At 42.3% G+C, this 21,927-nt stretch carries 14 protein-coding genes and 1 pseudogene; 9 read left to right on the top strand and 6 right to left on the bottom strand.

Annotated features, from left to right (window positions below):
- Nucleotides 1-2 precede the first annotated feature (2 nt).
- Nucleotides 3-998: a response regulator gene (locus tag K8B83_RS05270; protein ID WP_188736257.1), complete on the bottom strand. Its 996-nt coding sequence runs from the start codon at nucleotides 996-998 to the stop codon at nucleotides 3-5.
- A gap of 389 nt (nucleotides 999-1,387) precedes the next feature.
- On the opposite strand from K8B83_RS05270, the gene K8B83_RS05275 reads away from it, so the two are divergent.
- The gene (locus K8B83_RS05275; RefSeq protein ID WP_188736259.1) at nucleotides 1,388-2,194 is read left to right on the top strand and encodes a crotonase/enoyl-CoA hydratase family protein; all 807 of its coding nucleotides are present in this window, start codon (nucleotides 1,388-1,390) and stop codon (nucleotides 2,192-2,194) included.
- A 65-nt stretch (nucleotides 2,195-2,259) separates the two neighbouring features.
- Here the strand turns inward: K8B83_RS05275 and K8B83_RS05280 are convergent, their stop codons facing one another.
- The gene (locus tag K8B83_RS05280) at nucleotides 2,260-3,132 is read right to left on the bottom strand and encodes a DUF3530 family protein (RefSeq protein WP_223419286.1); all 873 of its coding nucleotides are present in this window, start codon (nucleotides 3,130-3,132) and stop codon (nucleotides 2,260-2,262) included.
- Nucleotides 3,133-3,235: 103 nt separating this feature from the next.
- On the bottom strand, nucleotides 3,236-6,142 hold the full coding sequence (rapA, locus tag K8B83_RS05285) for an RNA polymerase-associated protein RapA (protein WP_188736263.1): 2,907 nt from the start codon (nucleotides 6,140-6,142) through the stop codon (nucleotides 3,236-3,238).
- A 351-nt stretch (nucleotides 6,143-6,493) separates the two neighbouring features.
- Here rapA and K8B83_RS05290 point away from each other — a divergent pair, with 351 nt between their 5' ends.
- The 3 genes from K8B83_RS05290 (at nucleotide 6,494) to K8B83_RS05300 (ending at nucleotide 14,311) form a co-directional block, all read left to right on the top strand.
- Nucleotides 6,494-7,888 (top strand): PhoH family protein, encoded by a 1,395-nt coding sequence (locus K8B83_RS05290; RefSeq protein ID WP_188736265.1) that lies wholly within the window; start codon nucleotides 6,494-6,496, stop codon nucleotides 7,886-7,888.
- 250 nt (nucleotides 7,889-8,138) lie between these two features.
- A complete protein-coding gene (locus K8B83_RS05295) occupies nucleotides 8,139-11,843 on the top strand; it encodes a response regulator (protein WP_188736267.1) in 3,705 nt (1,234 codons plus the stop codon).
- 71 nt (nucleotides 11,844-11,914) lie between these two features.
- The gene (locus K8B83_RS05300; protein WP_188736269.1) at nucleotides 11,915-14,311 is read left to right on the top strand and encodes a zinc-dependent metalloprotease; all 2,397 of its coding nucleotides are present in this window, start codon (nucleotides 11,915-11,917) and stop codon (nucleotides 14,309-14,311) included.
- A 43-nt stretch (nucleotides 14,312-14,354) separates the two neighbouring features.
- Here K8B83_RS05300 and K8B83_RS05305 read toward each other — a convergent pair whose 3' ends face one another.
- A complete protein-coding gene (locus K8B83_RS05305) occupies nucleotides 14,355-16,178 on the bottom strand; it encodes a protein kinase domain-containing protein (protein WP_188736271.1) in 1,824 nt (607 codons plus the stop codon).
- A gap of 193 nt (nucleotides 16,179-16,371) precedes the next feature.
- Here K8B83_RS05305 and K8B83_RS05310 point away from each other — a divergent pair, with 193 nt between their 5' ends.
- Nucleotides 16,372-16,728, top strand: coding sequence for a hypothetical protein (locus K8B83_RS05310; RefSeq protein WP_188736273.1), 357 nt, complete (start codon nucleotides 16,372-16,374; stop codon nucleotides 16,726-16,728).
- A 66-nt stretch (nucleotides 16,729-16,794) separates the two neighbouring features.
- Nucleotides 16,795-17,454, top strand: a complete 660-nt coding sequence (locus tag K8B83_RS05315; RefSeq protein ID WP_188736275.1) for a thiopurine S-methyltransferase — start codon at nucleotides 16,795-16,797, stop codon at nucleotides 17,452-17,454.
- Nucleotides 17,455-17,487: 33 nt separating this feature from the next.
- Here the strand turns inward: K8B83_RS05315 and K8B83_RS05320 are convergent, their stop codons facing one another.
- The gene (locus tag K8B83_RS05320; RefSeq protein WP_188736276.1) at nucleotides 17,488-17,745 is read right to left on the bottom strand and encodes a hypothetical protein; all 258 of its coding nucleotides are present in this window, start codon (nucleotides 17,743-17,745) and stop codon (nucleotides 17,488-17,490) included.
- A 208-nt stretch (nucleotides 17,746-17,953) separates the two neighbouring features.
- On the opposite strand from K8B83_RS05320, the gene K8B83_RS05325 reads away from it, so the two are divergent.
- The gene (locus K8B83_RS05325; RefSeq protein ID WP_188736278.1) at nucleotides 17,954-18,832 is read left to right on the top strand and encodes a radical SAM protein; all 879 of its coding nucleotides are present in this window, start codon (nucleotides 17,954-17,956) and stop codon (nucleotides 18,830-18,832) included.
- 63 nt (nucleotides 18,833-18,895) lie between these two features.
- On the opposite strand, the pseudogene K8B83_RS05330 reads toward K8B83_RS05325, so the two are convergent.
- Nucleotides 18,896-19,039: pseudogene (locus K8B83_RS05330) on the bottom strand (helix-turn-helix transcriptional regulator); the annotation flags it as partial.
- Between the two features lie 544 nt (nucleotides 19,040-19,583).
- On the opposite strand from K8B83_RS05330, the gene K8B83_RS05335 reads away from it, so the two are divergent.
- Both K8B83_RS05335 and udp read left to right on the top strand, forming a co-directional pair.
- Nucleotides 19,584-20,759, top strand: a complete 1,176-nt coding sequence (locus tag K8B83_RS05335) for a type III PLP-dependent enzyme (RefSeq protein WP_188736280.1) — start codon at nucleotides 19,584-19,586, stop codon at nucleotides 20,757-20,759.
- A 321-nt stretch (nucleotides 20,760-21,080) separates the two neighbouring features.
- Complete coding sequence (gene udp, locus K8B83_RS05340; protein WP_188736282.1) at nucleotides 21,081-21,839, top strand: uridine phosphorylase; 759 nt, start codon at nucleotides 21,081-21,083, stop codon at nucleotides 21,837-21,839.
- Nucleotides 21,840-21,927: the final 88 nt, after the last annotated feature.

Raw genomic sequence — 21,927 nt, forward strand, 5'->3', positions numbered from 1 at the left:
CGTTAGTCGAGTAGGTAGCCAAGCTTGTAGTTAAGCGTAGGGATTGAGTCTTCAGTAAACAGCAGCAGCAAATCACATTGAATATTGTAATCTTCAATACGATAGTTAATTTCCATCGCGAGTGTGCGCTGCCACTTTTCTGAATTGTCGTGGATTAACTCATTGACACTACAATGTCTGCCAAGCACCACTGGATGTGCTTGACTGAATTTCATGTCAAGCTGCTCAGATATTCCATTTAAAAAAGCGCCAATGAGCACGTTGCCGGTGTCCATCATGACTTCAATTTCGGTATTGATGTCATCTGGGTTTTCTAATCCCATTAGTTTAGCCATGTCTTCAAAACTCGAATCATGGAAGAGTAACAACGCTTCACCGGCAATGCCCGCGCCGATAAAACCCTGACAAAGACCTGATACTGTAGAACTGCGTTCTGTGGCTTTTAATGCCATGGTAAGCTCGCTAACTTCTAATACGTTAACGTTAGGAATAGGAAGTAACACAAATACATCGAGTAATTTAGCTAATAAATCGGCGGCTCGTCCCATCGCAACGTTGGCAATTTCTTGACATGCATCGCGCATATCAACTTTAACCATTGGGGTTTGTTCGGTTTTATTGCCTTGAGTGAGCGTTAAGATGCCATATTCTTGTAAAATATTACTGATGGCGTCAGCACTGACTGGTTTTTGGATAAAGTCGAGTGCACCAAGGGCTTTTACGCGTTCATGAGCTTTTATTTGAATGTCGCCAGACACCACAATAATCAACGCAGGAAGATCTTGTTGTTGAACAGCTTGAAGCACTTCGTAGCCGTCCATTACTGGCATATTGAGGTCAAGAAATACGATTTCGCCTTTGCCTGCGCGGATCACATCAAGGCCTTCTGCACCATTGGTGGCGTAGCTAATTTCAACGTCCCAGTCTTTGGGTAGGGTACGTGCCATTTGCTTTCTGGCTAGTGCTGAGTCATCACATATCAATATTGGTATGGTCATTGTGACAGGTGTTCCTTGTTCGCCTTTAGGGAAAAGCACGCTTAAGTGCTGTCGCGAGTGGTGCGAGGCGTTATCGTTATTAGGACTGTTTTACAGTGCTTTTTATTTGAATATTCATTATACGTAATTGTTAATAATATTGGCAGTTTAGCACTGTAAAAAAACAATTTTATAACACAGAGTGCGTGCTAACTCTCAATAAAAGGCGATTTACCGATAACAAAATACATAATCATGTACTCAAAAATAGCCTGTTTGCATCATTTAGCCATTCACATCGTGGCAATATTTTGACCAATGACGTTTATTTGTCATGTTATTACTATTCGACAGATAGTCCAGATATGTTAACCTAAAAACTGGACTGACCAGATAGACGGAACCCATATATGGAAAAGGATTTGATCAAGCTTAGTATCGAAGATGGTATTGCGCATGTATGTTTAAATCGCCCAAGTAAAATTAATGCACTCAGTTACGATATGTTTGTTGCCATTGATAAAGTGATAAAAAAGTTGAGGGGCGATAAAGGTGTTAATGCTGTGATCTTGTCTGGTGCTGAGGGTAATTTTTGTTCAGGGTTAGATGTAAAAAGTGTGGCTAACTCACCGAGCAAAGCGATGAAGTTATTATTTAAATGGCTTCCTGGTAATGCCAATTTGGCGCAACGAGTGTCTATTGGTTGGCAACGTTTACCTATCCCTGTTATTGCGGTGCTCGAAGGCTGCTGCTACGGAGGTGGTACACAAATTGCCCTTGGTGCAGATATTCGTATTGCCAGTCCTGATTGTAAATTATCGATTATGGAAGCGAAATGGGGGTTAGTCCCTGATATGGCGGGTTTAGTGGCTTTACGGCAAGTCATGCCTAAAGATAAAGCGTTATTACTGACTTACACTGCAGACATTTTGACAGCAGGGCAAGCGCTTGAGCTAGGTTTGATCAGTCAAGTCTGTGAAACGCCTTATGAAACCGCTGTGACGTTAGCTCGTAAAATTATGCTGACCTCTCCTGATGCAAATGCGGCAATAAAGCGCTGTATTAATCAAAGCTGGACGGGGTCGATTCGCTGTTTGTTAGCACGCGAATCATTGAGTCAAATTAGATTGTTGGCGGGTAAAAACCGTGTCATCGCCGCAATTAGGCAAACCAAAAATCCTGATAAAGCCTATCAGTCTAGGCAGTCCTGGTGGTAATGCTATGGCATAACCTCGGCTCAGCAGATGAGTTGAGGTGTTTCACTCAGTATTTACATGACTCATTACCTGCCAATAACTGTTCTGGAGAAACCTTCAATTTGATTAAGCGCCTCTTCCCAACCACTTTGGTTTGTAAAGTCTAAACTCATTTGATATTGGCGGTAATAGCGCGCAGGCTTGACTTGGTTGTAATTCAGCCTCGTTGAGGCTTCGGTTATTGAAATGGGGTGCGCATCGCGAGATTGTATATCAAGGATCGGCAGTGACATTGTTACGAGTTGTTCGGCAATGGATTTGCGCTGACTTTGAGGATCGATTAAATATTCAAATTCGCGGTAAGGATTCACAACCACAAACACATCCGGTATTGGAATTTTTTTATCGTACAGTAAATTAGTTACCATGCCTGCACTGTCATCAATGGCGACCAGAATATTTGCACCAGGAAATAAACTGATGGTTGAGCCGAGTTGGTTGATTGCTTCACTTAGCGAGGCTTGCTGAAAATTACGTAATTCGAGCAATTGTTCTGACGTGTATTTAGGCGTGCTTTTGTTGGTGTTAACGGTGATTTGTTCATTACCTGCTTGGCTGATATCTTCAGGTTTAGTGGCGTAGTTTGGTCGATATAGTCCTTTTGCTGGTGTTAAACTGATACTGGCCCAGCCACGTTGGTTAATGTGTGTGCGCAGATAACTAGCCAGCCCGTTAGCGTCAGCATTGGTGTCAGATGGGCCAACTATAGTGACAGAACCAAATTGTTTTTTACTTTGCCAAGAACGCACCAGTACTTCAGATTGTTTACCATCGATCGTAATAAATTTTATTTCATTACTGTTTACATGAGCATATTTTTGCTGGGCACTTGCATTTGGTGCCAGTGCCCACATTCCTAATATGATAATGAATATATGGCAAACATGTTTTATGTTCACAAAAACCTCACTCACGGCAAGCACAACCCATAATTTAATAACAATAATGCCCTGAAAACAGGGCATTATCAAAGCACTAAATATTATCTTGTCATCAAAGTGTTTACACGTGGCTCACTAATACCATGCGAATGGCGTCAAGCTGTAATTGGCTATTGTCCATGTAACCCGTTAACTCGACCATTTGATTGCGAATATAGTCTAGCTCATCTTCGCGAATGTTCGGGTTAACGGCTTTGAGCGCTTCAAGTCGTTCAAGCTCACCGGTTAATTGCTGGGTCATTTTAGCACGAGCGTTGGTGACTAAATCACCAAGTGCTTGTTTTGCATGCTCTTCACCGTTTGCAAATAGCGGATGCAATATTGGCTGTGATGCATTGACCAGCTTACTGGCAATATGACGATTAACCGCACTGAGTTGTTTATCAAAGCTGGCATAATCGACTTTATCGGCCATGTTGAGGCCGTTTTTATCGAGCAATACGCGAATGGGCGTAGGCGGTAAATAACGGTACAACTGTGTTGATTTAGGTGCCGATGCATCAGCCATGTAGATCAGTTCTAAAAACAATGTGCCTGCAGGCAGTGCTTTGTTTTTAAGAATGGCTACGCTAGTGGTACCAGTTTCTGAGCCGGTGATTAAATCTAGACCTGTTTGCACTAATGGATGTTCTTGCGAAATAAACGCAATATCATCGCGGGACAAGGCGGTATTTCGATCAAAGGTGACTGTGACACCGTCTTCATGTAACCCCGGATACGTAGGGAACATCATGTGCTCGCTTGGTCGCAAAATAATCGAGTTTTCACCGCGATCTTCTTGATCAACACCAATAATGTCCCATAAACGGATCACTGATCCAATTAATTGGGTGTCGTTGTCGCTGTCTGACAAGCGTTGGATTAACGCATTAGCACGCTCGCCACCATGCGAGTTGATTTCGAGCAGCTTATCACGGCCTTGCTCCATGGCATGCTTGAGTTCTTTATAACGATGTTGCGTATGGTTAAGTAATTGCACCATGGCATCTTCGTCATCGTTGCTGAGCACGTTGATGAGTTCATCGGCAAATTCACCAAACAGAACATGACCACTTGGGCAGGTTAATTCAAATGAATTAAGCCCTTCGTGATACCAACGCATTAAACGCTCTTGCGCTGTGTCGCGTAAGTAGGGTAAATGTATTTGAATATCGTTTTGTTGGCCAATTCGGTCTAAACGACCAATACGCTGCTCAAGTAAATCTGGGTTGAGCGGTAAGTCAAATAGCACTAAGTGGCTTGCAAATTGGAAGTTACGTCCTTCAGAGCCGATTTCAGAGCAAATTAGTGCCTGTGCACCGCCTTCTTCTTGGGCAAAGTAAGCACCGGCTTTATCACGCTCAATGATCGACATGCCTTCGTGGAATACGGTGGCTTGGATCCCTTCGCGGGTACGTAAGGCTTCTTCAAGGCTTAATGCTGTTTCTGCCTGGCTGGCAATGATGAGCACTTTTTTGCTGCGATGCGATTTTAAAAATTCAATTAACCAATCTACGCGTGGGTCAAACTTCCACCAACTGGCACTGTCGTTTTCAAAGGCTTGGTAAAGCTTTTCAGGGCTTAGGGCTTGTATTGCTTTAGCCTGAGCTGTTTTCGCGCTGCCCATCATGGCATTAACCCGCTCGGCGGTAACGTATTGCTCTGGCATTTCTTGCGGGTAGGCATTAAAGAAACGCTTAGGGAAACCTTTTACCGAGGCGCGGCTGTTACGGTAAAGTACGCGGCCTGTACCGTGGCGGTCGAGTAACTCTTGTAATAGCTCTTGGCGGGCCGCTTGTTGTAACTCGCTATCGACATCTTTTGACTGGATTAAGCGAATGCTTGGTTCAATGTCTTTTTCGCTGAGTAACTCGGTTAAACTATTAATCGCACTGTCGGGCAATTTGCTGTCTTTACTTAATGCTTCTGCAGCATCGGCGACGTCTTTGTAGCTTGACTCTTCAGCTAAAAATGCGTCGTAATCGTAAAAACGATCAGGGTCGAGCAAACGTAAACGCGCAAAGTGGCTTTGATGGCCTAATTGATCTGGCGTTGCGGTAAGTAATAAAACACCCGGTACCACTTCACTTAATGACTCAACGATTTGATAGGCGCGGCTTGGTGCGTCTTCAGACCACTCTAGGTGATGCGCTTCGTCGACGACCATTAAGTCCCAATCTGCATCTAAGGCTTGCTCTAGGCGCTTTTTCTTACGCAGTAGGTCAAGTGAGCAAATGATCAATTGTTCAGTATAAAACGGGTTGTCATTGTCAGCGTAGGCTTCAACGCAGCGGTCTTCATCAAATACAGAAAAACGCAAGTTAAAGCGGCGCAGCATTTCAACTAACCATTGATGGCGCAGTGTGTCTGGCACAATAACTAAAATACGCTCAGCACGACCGGTTAATAACTGCTGATGAATAATCAAACCCGCTTCAATGGTTTTACCTAAGCCGACTTCATCGGCCAGTAATACACGCGGTGCATAACGACGGCCAACTTCGTGGGCAATCCACTGCTGATGAGCAATCAAACCAACACGCGGGCCTTGTTGCCCCAGTAAATCTGATGTGGCTAGTTTATGGCGTAATAGCTGGCATTGGTAACGTACACCAAAGCGCTCTAAGCGATCAATTTGTCCTGCAAACAAGCGGTCTTGTGGCTTATTAAAACGAATATTATGGCTGAGCATTGTTTCGCGCAGGCTAACGTTTTCTTGAGTGTCGCTGTGGATACCGTGGTAGATCACCAGTTGGTTTTTCTCTTCAACTTCATTGATGGTGATGCTCCAACCTTCACCACTTTCAACGGTGTCTCCAGGGTTAAAGATAACCCGAGTTAAGGGGGCTTCACTGCGAGAAAACATCCGGTTTTCTCCAGTGGCAGGGAACAGCAGCGTAACCATGCGGCCTTCAATTTGAACGACGGTTCCTAATCCGAGCTCCGACTCGGTATCACTAATCCAGCGTTGACCTAAAGCAAAAGGCATCTTTTATTCTCTATTTGAAGCGGGGGAAACAAAAAGGGGGCGTATGTTAAACCAAACCCATGCAGATTGAAATTCTAGCATCGATTTATCTGTTAGTTGGGTGTTTTTACAACAAAGTGACATTTGGCTGTCACATTGACGTCATAGTGTTTAGGGGCTGCTAACCTTTTATGGGTAATAAGGCGTGAATATTTTATTGAGTTATTGGGCAGCCAATGTCATAGTTATTTTAGGTAAGTCGGTTGCTAAAGATGACTGCCTGTTTTCAATAATGAAGTAAATTATCCTTTTATGTTAAGCGTTTAAGTCGATACATTGACATCAATTGATTGAGAGCACACTGGAGGCGCCATGGAACTAAACGACAAAAAGTTGTTTGTACTGGATACCAACGTGTTACTGCATGAACCTTTAGCGATATATTCGTTTAAAGAACATGACGTAATTATCCCGATGACTGTTTTAGAGGAACTTGACAGCATTAAGGACCGAAAGCGCGATGTGAGTCGCGATGCTCGAGTCGCCATACGAGCATTGGAGGATATTCTTGGCGGCCCGACAACACCGGAGCAAATTTTAAAAGGCGTTGCTTTACCCACCCGCGAAGAACACACCGAAGTCTCTGGCCATTTATCCATATTTCCTGACCATCAAATTGAATTTATTATCGGCTCACTTCCCGGTGACAATAACGATAACCGCATCATTAATACCGCACTGCATTTACAAAAAATTCATTCGCCACGCACAGTCGTTCTTGTCACTAAAGACATCAATATGCGCTTAAAGGCTAAAGGAGCCGGTATTGAGCGTGTTGAAGATTATCGCACCGATCAGCTGATTGATGATATTCGCTTCTTAGCTAAAGGGTTTTATCAATTTTCCGGTGATTTTTGGCAAAATGTCGATAAGGTATCGACTGAGCGAAAAGGTCGACATACTGTACACAAGGTGCCTTTGGAACATTTGGGAAGTGAAAACTATTACTTGAATCAATATCTTATTGATGAAGGTTCAGACTTTTGTGCAAGGATTGCCAGTAAGACAGATAAAAACCTAGAGATTATCGATCGTGGCCGTGATCGTTTGTTACATCATGAAGCGTGGGGGGTTAAACCTAAAAATATTTACCAAGGCATGGCCCTTGATGCTCTGCTTGATCCCGACATTGAGTTGATTATTTTAACTGGGCCAGCAGGATGCGGTAAAACGTTACTCGCCATGGCGGCAGCCTTGGAGTTGGTGGTTGAGCGTAAAATGTACGATAAGGTGATTGTGACGCGTAATACGCCAGAAATTGCTGAGTCCATTGGTTTTTTACCTGGCACCGAAGAGGAGAAAATGGCGCCCTGGTTAGCCGCAATAACCGACACGCTTGAGGTGCTACATAAACATGATGTTAACCCAAGCGGTAGCGTGAATTACATTATGGAAAAAGCCAATATTCAGTTTAAGTCGATTAACTTTATGCGTGGGCGCTCTATCCAAAATTCAGTGGTTATTTTAGATGAGTGCCAAAATTTAACAGCCTCGCAAATAAAAACCATGATCACCCGAATGGGCGAGGGGACTAAACTCATTTGCAGTGGTAATTTAGCGCAAATTGATTCGACCTACTTAACTGCTGTGACCTCTGGTTTAACATACATGGTGGAGCGATTTAAAGATTTTGAAGGCAGTGCCAATATTTACCTAAATGGCGTGGTACGTTCACGCTTAGCTGAGTTTGCTGAAGAGCATTTATAACAATAGCGCAGTGTTCAGTGACAATATCTTTAAGACAGTAAGGTTGCCTTGGTAACCTTATTTATTTTTTATCTTTTTTTATTCTATTATTACATTACCGATTCTGAGGTTGGACAAGTCATTAATCGGTCATTATTACATGTGCTTGAGCGTATCTTCCTGATATCATAATCATTCGTTTATTTGTTGCCTATTTTTTTGGTGTTATTGGTTCGACAGCGCATTATTTTCGCTGTATCAAGGGTTGTTAATGAAACCAACTGAGCAAGATTTACAACTAAAATCTCCCATTCAACGCAATTATAACCAGGCGGTGTTTTACACTTATATTGGGGTGATTGTAATGGCCTTATTATCGGCCGGAATGATGTTTGAGCGCCAAAAAGAGCAACAAATTCAGCAGCGTGAAGAACAAGTCGCTCGGCATGTGTTACAAATTGACTTGCTCCTTGAATCGAGTATTCGTGCGGTTAAAAGTTTGCGAGATGTTGCCGTTGATCATTTGCGCCTTGGTGAATTTGTTCGCAAAGACAGACTGCCACAATACGAGCGATTTAACGAAGATGGCCAATATTTCACCCTAGAGCCAAATTACGCTAATAGTAACGTGCCTTTTACCAACATGGGGCGGATTACCGGTGCAGGCTCGTTAAGTGAGCGTTCTGACAGTTTTTATCAAGAACTTGAAATGCTGTTTGAGTTATCGCTGTCTTTTCCTGTTGCTAAAGAAGCTGCGCCAAAAGCCTCATCAATTTATTACATCTCTAAACGCAGAATGATGTCATTTTATCCTTGGGGCGATAACGACTTACGCTTTAGGGATGAGCTGCTCAACAAAAAGCAATTCCAACTTTCTACACCTGCGATGAACCCGCAGCGAAGCGTATTTTGGAGTGAAGCCTATATTGACTCGGCTCATCAGGGCTTAATTACTACCCTTGGTTTACCTGTGTATTTGCAAGATGAGTTTATTGGTTCGATTAACCTTGATATGACCTTGTCGTCACTTGATAAACAAATTCGTACTTATTTTAAAATGCAAGGCACGGTGATTTTACTTGATCAGCAAAATAATATTTTGTCGCACAGTGATTTTGACTCAAATGAATTGAATAAGGTGTATCACATCAGCCAGCGTATTCCAGCTGCATTACACTCTTTGTCTGAATCAGAGCTATTCGATGCCCATGAGGGGATTTTACGCAATGGCTATTACATACATTCAGTCGCTTTACATAACGCGCCATGGCGCCTGTTATACCTACAAGATGAAGATGATTTATTTAAAGATTCGTGGGACAAGTTACAGCTGAGTTTTTTATTGGTGGTTTTGGCGTTGTCTTTGTTGGTCACCATTGTGCATTGGCAAACCCGGCGTGCTTTTGTTAGTCCTGCGTCAAGATTGCTTACTCATTTAGAAGCTTGTTCACAAGAACCGATTAGGCCGCCACAAAAAATCACGCCGGGTTGGGAGCCCTGGTTTGCTTTGGTAAGCCGCATTTTTGAAGAAAACCGTCAATATACTCATCATTTAGCGGAGCAAAATAAGCGCCTTGATAACCTTGTTTCAAGACGGACACAGCGCTTGCGTGAAACTACTGAACGGCGTGAACGCGAATATGCACTCCTTCGTTCGCTTATTGACTCTATTCCTGAAGCGATTGTATTTAAAGATAAAGAAGGCAAATACTTAGGTTGCAACAAGTCGGCTGAGCGGATGCTAGGTTACAGCGAAAACGAGATTATTGGATTAACCTCGTCTGAAGTTGTTAGCCCCGAAAAAGGTGAGACCATTCGCGAAGAAGACCAAAAAGTGCTTAGTCAGCAACAAACGGTACGTTATCCGGAGCGAGTTAACGTTGAAGGCAAATCTATATTATTCGACACTTTAAAATTACCGTTTTATAACCGCAGAGGCGAGTTATTAGGATTAATTTCAGTGTGGCGTGATATCACCAAAGAACATGATGCCGCAGAAGAGTTACGTATGTCAGAGCAGCGTTATCACCTGGCGATGGATGCGGTAGAAGATGGCTTATGGGACTGGTATATCGATTCTGAACAGATCATTTGTAACCCTGCTTTTTACTCGATGTTAGGTTATCGGGCGAATGATTTTCCGCCGTTATTGGCCTCAATTGATAAGTTACTCCATCCTGATGATCGCGAACGTGTGCAGTTGTATCGCAAGCAATATGTAGAGAACCCAAAAGGTGCTTACGAAATAGAATTTAGAATGTTGGGTAGAGATAACGAATATTCTTGGGTGTTGTCGCGTGGGCGTGCGGTGGAGTTTAGTGAATACGGACGAAGCAAACGTATCTTGGGCACACATAAAGATATTACCAAACAAAAGAAAAATGAAGTCGCCTTGTTAGAAGCCAAGCAAGATGCCGAGTTAGCCAATATGTACAAAAGTGAATTTTTGGCTAACATGAGCCATGAAATTCGCACCCCCATGAATGCGATTATTGGTATGGTCCAGCTGGCACAGCGCACAACGTTAACAGCTCAGCAGCAAGACTATCTTAATAAAGCGAGTTTTTCGGCCCAATCATTATTACGCATTATTAATGATATTTTGGACTTCTCTAAGATAGAAGCAGGCAAATTAGAATTAGAACGAGTTGCTTTTCCGTTAGACAAAGTGCTCGATCATGTTATTGATATCAATGCAATAAAAGCCCAGGAAAAGGGCGTTGAGTTGCTATTGTATGCGCCTGTAACAGCGGGTTTAATTTTGAATGGCGATCCGCTACGTTTAGGCCAAGTGTTAGTTAATTTATTGTCTAATGCAGTGAAGTTTACCCAAGCAGGCGAAGTTGAACTTGGTTGTGAGGATGTGGGTGAGCGTGATGATCGGATCACGATGAAATTTTGGGTACGCGACACAGGCATTGGCATAGATAAAGATCAACAAGCCATGTTGTTTGATGCGTTTTCTCAAGCCGATGGCTCAACAACACGTAAATATGGTGGTACTGGTTTAGGCTTATCTATTAGTAAACATTTAGTGTCGATGATGGGTGGCACTATGCAGGTTGAATCTGAAGTCGGTGTTGGTAGCACATTTAGCTTTACCATTAGTTTCGAAATAGCCGAAGAACAGGTCATAGAGCCACTTGTGGTGCCAGAGCAGCTCAATAACTTAACTACCTTGGTTGTCGATGATAACCCAAGTGCTTTGCAGATGTATTCCACCTTAATGCAAGACTTTAGCTTTGGGGTAGACACCGCAGATAGCGGCCAACAAGCGCTCGATATTTTGCGTAAAAAACCAATCGATCTACTGTTGCTTGATTGGATAATGCCTGAGATGAGTGGCTGCGATGTGATTAAAGGGTTAGATGACATGGTACGTGATGGCATTATTGCTAAACGACCGATAGTGATTCTGATGACCGCGTACTCGGCTGAGCCACTGGATGCTGAACTGGCTAAAAACAGCGTTTATGCCATATTGCAAAAACCATTTAAAGCTTCTGATTTATTTGATGAAATTATCAATGCTTTTGCAACAGAGCCTAAGTTAAACTCGAACAATACAATTGAAACTGATGAGCCGAGCCAGCATGCAGGTTTGGTACTATTAGTTGAAGATAACTTTATTAATCAGCAGGTGGCCTCAGAGCTGCTTAAAAGTGCAGGATATGATGTTGTCATTGCCGATAATGGCCAAATAGCGCTAGATGTTATTGACTCAAAACCCTTTGATGCTGTGTTAATGGATATTCAAATGCCAGTGATGGATGGGTTAACCGCATCGACAGAGTTACGTAAGCGTTACAGCAAAGAGCAAATGCCGATTATCGCCATGACCGCACACGCTATGTCTGGCGATCGCGAAAAAAGTCTAGCGGCAGGAATGAATGCGCACATAACCAAGCCCATTGTGTTAACTGAGTTATTTGAAACATTGTCACATTGGATTTCTTATAAAAATAGTCATCAATAAATGATTAATAATACATTGTTAGATTGCTGTATTTTTTAGCTTTTAGGATATTCATCACAGGGAGATAGTTTATGATGCATCGCAGTATTTCATTGGCATGTTTGCTGGCAATCGCACCGGCAACATTGCTTTCAGAGGCTGCGATTGCCGCAAGCGATCCTGCACAACACATTATTAAGCAAGCACAAGCAGCTAAAGGCTTTATCAATCTGTTTTATGATAAGCAGGCCGGTCAGTTGTATCTTGAGGCCAATAAACTCAATCAGCCTTTTTTAATGCTCACCAGCTTACCTCATGGTGTGGGTTCTAATGATATCGGTTTAGACCGCGGTCAACTAGGGCGGACACGCATGGTACAGTTTGAGCAACATGGCCCTTATTTAATCCTCAAACAACTGAACACCGATTATCGCGCTTCAAGCGAAAATGTCGCAGAGCAACAAGCTGTCACTCAAGCCTTTGCTGAGTCTATTTTGTGGCGCGGTAAATTAGTTGAAGGCAAAAATGCCATTGTGGCTATTAATGACCTAGTGATTAACGATTTACACGGTGTTGCCGATGTACTTGAATCAACAAAGCAAGGGCAATATCACCTAGACTCAACTCGCTCTGTTATTTTACCTCAGGGTATTAAATCGTTTGAGCGTAATGCTGACGTTGATGTTAACCTGACATTTAATGCCGCTAAAGCCGGAGAGCAAGTGGCTCAAGTGACGCCAGATGGTAAGTTTTTATCGGTTCGATTGCGTTACTCTTTTATACAGTTGCCAGATGAAGGTTTTGAGCCGCGTGCTTACCACCCAATGAGCGGCTATTTATCAGATCAATACATCGACTACTCAACTGCTGTTGATCAGCCCTTAGTTCAACGCCACCTATTAAAGCATCGATTACAAAAAAAGGTGCCAGGTGACGCGCCCAGCCCAGTCGTAAAGCCCATTGTGTATTATCTTGATCCTGGTGTGCCTGAGCCAATCAGAGGTGCATTGTTAGCCGGTGCGCGCTGGTGGGAAGATGCGTTTAGCGCAGCAGGATTTATTGATGGTTTTAAAGTGGAATTATTGCCTGAAGGGGCCGATCCGCAAGATGTGCGTTACAACATGATCCAATGGGTGCATCGTGCGACGCGCGGTTGGTCTTATGGCGCTGCGGTGACCGACCCGCGTACTGGAGAAATCATTAAAGGAAACGTTACCTTAGGTAGCCTTCGGGTGCGCCAAGATCATCTTATTGCCAGAGGGTTAACCGCAGGCTGGCCAGACAGAGAAGCCGCAAGTGAAGCCGCAATGGCATTGTCGCTTGCGCGTATTCGTCAATTGTCTGCCCACGAAATTGGTCACACCCTTGGTTTAGACCATAACTTTGCCGCGTCGACCAATGACAATGCATCTGTGATGGATTACCCACATCCTTACGCTAGCATTGAAGCTGAGAAAATTGATATTAGCCAGCCTTATCGCGAAGGGATTGGAGAGTGGGATAAATACACCATTGCTTATGGTTATGGGTCTGCGGCACAAGCGCAAACGTTGCTGGCATCGTCACTAGAAAAAGGCTTTCGATATATTGGTGAGGCAGATTCTCGTCAAGCCAGTGCTAGCCATGCCTATGCCAGTTTATGGGATCGTGGTAACGATGCGGTGGCGGAATTATTACGTTTAGAGAGCGTTCGCCTAAAAGCGCTAAATGAGTTTAATTCTGATGCATTGTTAACGGGTGAGCCTAATGGCGAATTAGCAGATGTTGTTGTGCCAATCTATTTGCTGACCCGCTACCAAATTGAGGCAGCTGCTAAATGGATTGGTGGTACTGATTATAGCTATCAGCAGGTTGGTTCTGGGGTTCGTTGGAGTTATGTTGCGCCTAAAAAACAGTTTGATGCGTTAGATGGTTTGTTAGGCAGCTTACAAAGTAGCAGCTTAATAATGCCAGCCAATGTGCTACAAGTATTGGTGCCCAAAGCGGGTAATTACCGCAAAACTCGCGAAAGTTTCTCATCCAAGCTTGGGGTGGTGATCGATCCCGTCACGATGGCAGAAATGATGAGCCGTCATATTACGACTTTATTGTTGACTCCTGAACGTTTAAATCGAGTGAATCAAGCCTACATGGAAGACCGCTCTCAACTGTCGGTGGTCAAATTGATCGACAAGTTGGTTGCAAAAAGTCTATATCAAGAGTTGCCCAACGGCCGAGAGTTAGCGATACAAATGCGCGTTAATGCCGTGGTGGTCGATGCAATGTTAGCGGCTTATCATAATGTAAAAACAGCGCCTGAAGTTCAGGCTCAGTTAGCAGCGCGATTTGACTATATTGTGAAGCAACTAAAGCGTCGCAGTAACCGTGGCAGTGACTATCAATCAGCACATTATGATTGGTTGCATAAAGGGATTGTTACAGGTTTGGATAATGCTAAATTTAGGCTCATTAATGAGCCTGCAACCATGCCTCCTGGATCGCCAATTTAACCAGAAATAAATCGTTAAAATGCGGCCGATAAAAGTCGCATTGTTATTTTTTATGTTCTTGTTGATCGAACGCCTTAGGATTTTTTGGGTAGAAGCGATCTGCCCTTCGATCGAGATGGCTAAATTGGCGAGTGTTGCGATAAGGCAGTTTCATAAACCCTGAAATTCCATGGCCTTGTATTTTATTAGCGTGGGATATAATACGGTCAAGACATGCTCTGAAAGCGGCCTGCTTGCGTGGGTTAAGTAAGCGCAAATAACTGTGTATTTTTAAGTGGTTGGGTAATGCTTCAAAAATAATACAACCAGTATGATGTATTTGGTTTAACCCGCCAAGCTCTGTCATGATCTCTGCCGGTAGCTCAAGGTTTTCTTCAGGATCTTTTCCATCTTCAAAGTAGGAATGCAAACGCGATTTATCTTCCAAGGTAGGGACATCTCCTACTTCAAAAGGTAGCTGAAACTCACCAGTTATTTTATATTCGTGCTCGGCGGTTTTACGCTCTAAATGTAGGGTGTCTTTAGCATTAAAAAAACACGCTTTAAATACACCAATGCGTTTAATACCTCGTGCCATCGTCACCATATTATTAACCGCAAGCGTGAGCGGAGCCTTACAGTTTGGGTCGTATATTGCGAGGTTTGAGTCGATAAATACGCCTGATTCTTGCCAATGAATAACAAGGCCGCCTACGATTGGGTATTGAGCGATCCTCCCTACGGCGGCAATAAATCCTTTTTCTGTGTCGCCCATGCCAGCCATAAAATTGCGGTAATATTTTTCTAACTGTACATCATCCATTTTGGCGATAGGATCTTGAGTGTTGTGTTCTTTTAAAAAAGACTTACGCGAACTATAACTCACCGTCTCAACGATTTTAGGTCTAGGTTGCACCCAAACCGGAATGTCGGGCACTAAGGGCGGTTCTGGCAATATGGGTAAATGCATACGATGACTGTGGCGAAGACTCGTTAAAAAGTAGTCTCCGGCAAGATTGCGGCGTTCTGCATCGTCACACAGCATGGCATCTAATGTTTTAGCCAGTTCGATTGGTAAGCCTATGCTGGTTGCTGGGATAACTTTAGTCCCAAAACGACTGATTTGCCCTGACGCCAAAGCGTATAAGGTTGCCGCTGCGCCCTGTTCGTCAAACCTTGGGGTAGATAATGCTCCGCTAAGTTGTTCTTCGCCAATAAAATACACATCTCCCATGCGAGCATTTGTGTGTTGTTGGTCACTCGATAATAACGACATGACGTTGTCATCGACTGCTCGGTTATGCTCATCACGCTGCGCAAACACGGCTGACCCCCAATCTATCAACGACAGTTTGTCTGTTTCAATGTCGTAAACCAAGTTTGAGGGTTTTATATCGCCGTGAACTAAAGGTTTGCCCTTGCGCAAATAATACAAAATATTGGCGAGTTGCCTGGCGATACTCACGACCATAACCGGTGGAAGTGCACCTAAGCGCTGGCAAATTTTATCGAGATCTTCGCCAATGGCTCGCTCCATCACTAAGATGCCCTGCTTACCAACGCGTTCAAATTTAATTGCACTGGGTACATTTGGGTGTTTCACCTGGCTGAGCATATAAGCTTCTTCTTCAAGCCTATCTTGGACGCTTTGTGGTAAGTTAACGCGCGAAAACTTAAACACATGTGACTGACCAAATTCATTTATACCTGCAAACACAAAACCATAGGCACCTTTACCAATAAATTCAATTTGTTGGTATCCCAATTTACTAAGCTGTTGTTTACATAAACGCACCCACGCTTTGTGCTTACGCGCATCATTGGCACTGAGTAAGTAGATTGACTGCTCTTCATTGATGTAAAAGTGCTGCAGCTGTGGTGTTTGCAAAGTGATTCCTCTTTTCGTTTATCTTCATTAAACCTTGATTCGCCTATGTGCGGCAAGCGCTTCCTAGCTAAAAAAATTCGATCCCTAGCTAAAAAAAGACGATATGTAAATCTTGACCTACATCAAATCAAAATCAATTTACTCTAGGTAGTATTAACCATAAGATCATTTAACGCTTTTAGCAGAGGTCACCATGCCGAATATTGATAAAGCAGAGCTTATTCAGTTATTTACTTTTCCTCGAGCCCGTATTTTACAATCGATGGAAGTCACTCACTGCCCACATGCAGTATTTTTCAATCACAGCGATGAAGAATGTATTACCTGTCATCAAGGAGAAGAGTGCCTGTGGATTAATCATAATGATGAAATGGTCGCACTTGAAATGAAATCAGTCGATGAGCTCAAGCAGCAATTACTTATTGCGGTAGATTTTATTGACTCAAATTTGAGTCCGCATCATATGTCTCGTCGTAAATGTCAGTGCGAAAATTGCCGTTGGTTAAGGCAGGTACAATTAACCCTAGACGGTAAAGCCAAAGCTGAGTAGTTGCATCTGTTTTTTTTAGTCTTTAAAGTAACCTGCAATTTAGGTAATTAGACAAAAGAGACACACATGGAACCTAGCTTTTGGCATGAAAAATGGCAATTACAACAAATTGGTTTTCACCAGCAACAAGTCAATCCATTTTTAGTGAAGTATTGGTCGCAATTAGGCTTGGTAGAACAAACTGAAGTTTTTGTTCCTTTATGTGGTAAATCACTTGATATGTGTTACCTCGCAGAGCAGCGTCATAGGGTGTTAGGTTGTGAATTAAACCCACTGGCTGTTGAGCAATTTTTTACCTACAATCAATTAACGTATCAAGTTAATAATGTGGGTGAACATGGTTTGTTTAGCGCAGATGAAGTGTGTATTTATCAAGGTGATATTTTTACTTTACCCCACGATATTACTAAAAAAATTGGCGGTTTTTACGACCGAGCAGCGTTGATTGCCTGGCCAGAGACCATGCGCCAGCAATATGCAAATGCACTTGCTAAGTTAATTCCTGCTAGTGTGAGTGGTTTATTAATTACACTCGATTACCCACAAGACACCCTCAAAGGCCCACCGTTTGCTGTTAGTCCAGATTGGGTTGAAACTCATTTAGCACCCTATTTTGAGGTTGAACTATTAGAGTGTGTCGACGTATTGGCTGACAATCCACGTTTTGTGAATAAGCAAGTCCCTTGGTTAAATGAAGCGGTATATAAACTGACTCGTAAATCTTAGCTAATAATAAAACCTACATGTGTGTAGTTTTTATTAATGCATGTTACGTAACGTAATTTTAGGGCGAAGGTCGACTTCGCCATCAGCGTATATCGCAGCAATGTCGTCTTGCTGACTGATGATAGCAACAGGCCCGGTGGGCAAGTGGCGCACAAACAGTAATCGATAGCCAAAGCGATGTAAGTCATAGAGTGCCAGCTTTTGATCAGCCGTGGTTAAATCCCAGTGTTCATCGTGCTTGATCGCTTCCTGGTTACGGCGCTCATTTAGTTGATATGCAACTTGAGTCATGATTGTTATACCTAAGTTTATAATCAGCTTAAAAAATTAATATCAATGCTTACATAAGCGTTTGGGTTTATAACGTGTTGCTTTTTTAGCTAGAATTACTATAGCAATAAAACTTTCGATTGAAAGTTTTTTATCCCTTTTTAGTATAAAAAATCTTCATTTTGTTGGTCAGTTAACAATTTACTTGGTTAGAATAATGGATCCTTGCATGCTTGATTATATTGAACCAGTGTTTAGGCCTCCTTCAGAGTGGAAGTCACTTATATTACAAGTGACCAATGGCTGTAGTTGGAATCAATGCAGTTTTTGCGATATGTACACGCAACCACAAAAACAATTTAGAGCACAAAAACTGGATAAAATTGAACAAGATATTATAACGGCAGCCCAGTCGGGCTACGCTTTTACAAGAGTGTTTTTAGCCGATGGCGATGCAATGAGTTTGCCCTTTAATCGATTAAAAGCCATCTGTGAACTGATTAACACCCATTTACCCCAAGTCACGCGGATCAGCAGTTATTGTTTACCCCGTAATTTAACCAACAAAACCGTTGAGCAATTATATGAGCTGCAGCAACTTGGTTTGTCTATTTTGTATGTCGGTTGCGAAAGTGGTGATGATGAAGTCTTAAGACGTATCAACAAGGGCGAAACCTTTACCACCTCGTTAGCTGCGTTACAAAAAATATCACAAGCGGGGATCAAATCGTCGGTAATGATTTTAATGGGGCTTGGTGGGGTTAAATTGTCTCAGCAACATGCGATAGCATCTGCCGCACTGATGAATGCCGCACAACCTGACTATTTATCAACACTAGTAGTGACATTGCCGCTAGGTACACAACGAATGGACAATGCATTTGATGGTCAATTTGTGCTGCCAGATCAAGTCGGCCTGCTTAATGAAATGCACACTCTGTTGAGCCACCTTAACTTAAATAAAACGATATTTCGTTCTGATCATGCCTCAAATTATTTGGTGCTTAAAGGTGTGCTAGGCAAAGACAAACCGTTACTTATTGCGCAAATTGAACAAGCATTGAAAGGGATGATTCCGTTACGGCACGAATGGCAACGGGGGTTGTAATACTCAAGCAACCTGAAGATGCGCTTAAATCCGTATCTTCCAGTTGATTAGGTATGTACCTGATTAGTGTTCGTCTTCAAAAATATGTTCTATTGGGAATTTAAACAAGCGTGCAGCTTTAAAAGCCAAAGGCAAGCTGGGATCAAACTTACCCGTTTCGATCGTATTGACGCTAGAGACAACAAGTAAATCGGCAAGTTGTGTTTGGTTGTCATAATGTCAACTAATAGGGCAGCGTGATAGCGTGTAAAGTGTGCTTGACTTTTTATGGTGATTTTTTGGAAGTCCAAGGTATAGATTCGTTTATTTATGCTCTCATTTGCATTAAAGGTAAAGCAACGTGGATGGTTTTTAATTTTTTAATATCAACCACTTAATCAATTTTTGACACGGGGTGAAAAAGCAAGCTTTGGCTGTGTTTTTTATTTTTTGCCTAAAGTAAATGTGATAATTGTGTTAATCTAGTCGCCGTAAAACAAAAAATGCTGGTGCCTTTAATAAATTTTTCGCTGTTTTTAAATCCATTTTTATTAACAGTGTCTATACTTTTAAGGTTGTTGAACTCTGCATTAATTTTGTTGACTAAATTAAATAGGTTATTGAGTTTTAATGACATATATGCAGGAATAAAAAAGTAGAGTTTTTGCATAAAAATTCGTTGCGTATTGGTTAAAAATATCGTCTACTGCGCATGTTTTTACAACCCTGTAAACGCACCTTAATTGCCCAACTAACAGGAGGCACTGGCCTAATGAGCCAATTTCAATCGATTGATGTTGCAGACTATTATGACAAGGACACGTTTGACCGCATTGAGGCATTTGCTAAAGATAAGCCAACGCCGTTTGTAGTTATTGACACCCAAATCATTGCGAAACAATACGATGACATGGTTAAGAATTTTCCTTTCGCAAACGTATATTATGCGGTTAAGGCAAATCCAGCCAAAGAAATTTTAACATTGCTGCGAGACAAAGGATCTAACTTTGATATCGCTTCAATTTATGAACTTGAAATGGTGACTTCAATTGGCGTGTCAACCGACCGCGTCAGTTATGGTAACACCATTAAAAAGCGCGTTGATGTTCGCTCTTTTTATGAGCAAGGTGTGCGTATGTTTGCTTCTGACTCGGAAGCTGATTTACGTATGATTGCAGAAGAAGCACCCGGCGCAAAAGTATATGTGCGTATTTTAACTGAAGGCACACATACAGCTGATTGGCCTTTATCAAGAAAGTTTGGTTGCCAAAATGAAATGGCTTATGACTTACTTGTATTAGCAAAAGAGCTTGGTCTTCAACCTCATGGTATTTCGTTCCATGTTGGATCTCAGCAACGTGATATTGGCGCGTGGGATTCGGCAATTGGGAAAGTAAAAAGCATTTATGACCGTTTAAAAGAAGAACACGGCATTGTGCTTAAGATGATCAACCTAGGTGGTGGTTTTCCTGCTAACTATATGGATAAAACCAATGAGCTTGGTGTTTATGCACAGCAGATTAAGCACTTCTTAGAAGAAGATTTTGGTGATGAGTTACCTGAGATCATTTTAGAACCTGGCCGTTCATTAATTTCAAATGCCGGTGTATTGGTGTCTGAGGTGGTTCTGATTTCACGTAAATCCCATACAGCGTTAGAGCGCTGGGTATTTACCGATGTAGGTAAGTTCTCAGGGCTAATTGAAACCATGGATGAAGCCATCAAGTTTCCTATCTACACTGAGCGTAAAGGTGAGTTAGATAAGTGTGTTATTGCTGGCCCAACCTGTGATAGTGCCGACATTATGTATGAACACTACAGCTATGGCTTACCGAAAGACTTAGCCATTGGCGATCGTATGTATTGGTTAACTGCTGGTGCTTATACCACGACATACTCTGCCGTATGTTTTAATGGTTTCCCACCATTAAAAGATTACTATTTGTAATCATGCCTTACTAAGAAAAAGGACGCTTAGCGTCCTTTTTTGTTTTTAGAGGAAAGGCTTGCATTTTTCAACAGGTTAATTTGATGTAAATCACGTTAATGGTTTTTGATTTAGATAAAATTTTTGTTGTTTTTAGCGGCAGTAAACTATGATCAAGACCATGGTTTATGTGGGTTCTGGTCAAATATTGGTAATAATTTAACGAAACAATATTAACTATTATGAATTTATATGTGATCAAGTTAACCTTATCCTCCTAAAGACTAGGTTAAAGTCTGGGATATAAGAATTTAATATTCAAAAATGAAAGGGGTTTTCAAAATGTCCGATGTATTTCACTTAGGATTAACCAAAAAAATGTTAGATGGTGCAACCTTAGCAATCGTTCCTGGTGATCCAGAGCGTGTTAAGCGTATTGCCGAGCTTATGGAGAACGCGACGTTTCTTGCTAGCCATCGTGAATACACCAGTTACTTAGCCTATATAGATGGTAAGCCTGTTGTGGTGTGTTCTACTGGTATTGGTGGTCCATCGACTTCTATTGCGGTTGAAGAGTTAGCACAACTGGGTGTGAGAACTTTCCTACGCGTAGGTACTACAGGCGCTATTCAACCACACGTTAATGTGGGCGATGTGATTGTAACCCAAGCATCAGTTCGTTTAGATGGTGCAAGTCTACATTTTGCTCCACTTGAGTTCCCTGCTGCAGCAAACTTTGATTGTACAACCGCTATGGTAGCTGCGTGCCGCGACGCAGGTGTTGAGCCTCATATTGGTATTACAGCTTCTTCTGACACTTTCTATCCAGGTCAAGAACGTTACGACACTGTGTCTGGTCGTGTAACTCAGCGCTATGTTGGTTCGATGAAAGAATGGCAGTCAATGGGTGTACTGAACTATGAGATGGAGTCTGCAACACTATTTACTATGTGTGCAACTCAAGGCTGGCGTGCTGCATGTGTAGCGGGTGTTATTGTTAACCGTACACAACAAGAAATTCCGGATGAAGCTACAATGAAGAAAACTGAAGTCAGTGCAGTTTCTATTGTAGTTGCCGCTGCGAAAAAACTATTGGCGTAATGCTGTTAGTATAATGCAAACCATGCTCTTTAGAGCTTGTGTTGTAGCGTAAAAAGTAAAAAGGTGCCTAGGCACCTTTTTTATCATA

Source organism: Shewanella inventionis (genome assembly GCF_019931735.1).
Taxonomy (GTDB): Bacteria; Pseudomonadota; Gammaproteobacteria; order Enterobacterales; family Shewanellaceae; genus Shewanella; species Shewanella inventionis.